A 1,311-nucleotide genomic window follows, 5' to 3' on the forward strand; every position below is an offset into this window, starting at 1 on the left:
CCGTCGACAAGGAGCTTCTCGACGGGCTCGCCGCGCGCGGCTTCAAGCTCGACTGGGGCGAGGACAACACCGGCCACCAGATGAAGTTCCGCCGGCGACACGGCGGCTACTACCTCAACTGCGGCTGCTCTGAGCTTATCGTCAGCGGCGAGGTCGGCCTTCTCCAGCACGAGGACACTTACCACTTCGTCGAGAACGGCCTGCTGATGAAGGACGGTACCGTCGAGGAGGCCCATCTGATCGTCACCGCGACCGGCTATGAGAGCCAGGAGACGGTGGTCCGCCAGATGCTCGGCGACGCGATCGCCGACAAGGTCGGGCGGATCTGGGGCATCGCCGCGAACGGCGAGATCGCCAACATGTTCGTCGCGACGCCGCAGCGGGGCCTGTGGTTCGCCGGCGGCGGCTTCGCTCACGCCCGCATCTATTCGCAGTATGTAGCGCTCGGCATCAAGGGCCGCGAGCTCGGCCTCGTCGACTGACCGGACGCGAAAGGCGAACCGGCCGACGCCGGCCGGTCCGCGCGACAACAAGAAGGATGGCAGGGTGAATGCTCGATTTCAGCGGCAAGGTCGCGTTCGTCGCGGGCGCGGGGTCCGTGGGCGAGGGCTGGGGCAACGGCAAGGCGACCGCCGTGCTGCTCGCCCGGCAGGGCGCGGCGGTCTACGGCATCGACGTCGCGGAGAGCGCCCTCGCCGGCACCGCCACCGCGATGCGCGACGAGGGCAACATTGCGCGCTGGGTGGGGCGCGTCTGCGACGCGACGAGCAACGCGGAGATGGAGACGGCCGTCGCGGATTGCCTCGCGCGCTTCGGGCGGATCGACGTGCTCGTCAACAACATCGGCGGCAGCGCGCCGGGCGATCCGGTCAGCATGTCCGAGGAGCTCTGGCAGCGCCAGATGGACCTGAACCTCAAGACCGCCTTCCTCGGCTGCAAGCACATCCTGCCGGTGATGGAACGCCAGTTCGAGGCCACCGGCCGAGGCGGCGCCATCGTCAACCTCTCCAGCATCGGCTGCGTGAGCTTCCAGGTCGGCGGCCGGGTGAGCGCGGCCTATGCCGCGTCCAAGGCCGGCGTCATGGCTTTCGGCCGCTCCACGGCCATCGCCTATGTCCGGAAGGGCATTCGCGTGAACACGGTTGTTCCCGGCGTCATGCACACGCCGCTTGTCGAGAACCGCCTCGCGGCCCAGCTCGGCGCCGCCGATGCCGCGAGCCTGATCGCCGCGCGCCACGCCAGCGTGCCGATGGGTCGGATGGGCGACGCCTGGGACGTCGCCCATGCCGTGGCCTTCCTCGCCAGCGACGA

At 69.4% G+C, this 1,311-nt stretch carries 1 protein-coding gene and 1 pseudogene; both read left to right on the forward strand.

The window, feature by feature from the left end; genetic code table 11:
- Positions 1–482 (forward strand): annotated as a pseudogene (locus tag VYI76_RS02615) (hypothetical protein); the annotation flags it as partial.
- A gap of 68 nt (positions 483–550) precedes the next feature.
- Positions 551–1,311 (forward strand): SDR family NAD(P)-dependent oxidoreductase (locus tag VYI76_RS02620; RefSeq protein ID WP_326523220.1); only part of this gene is annotated, 761 nt, incomplete at its 3' end.

It is taken from the genome of Sphingomonas sp. (assembly GCF_035910975.1).
Taxonomy (GTDB): Bacteria; Pseudomonadota; Alphaproteobacteria; order Sphingomonadales; family Sphingomonadaceae; genus Sphingomonas.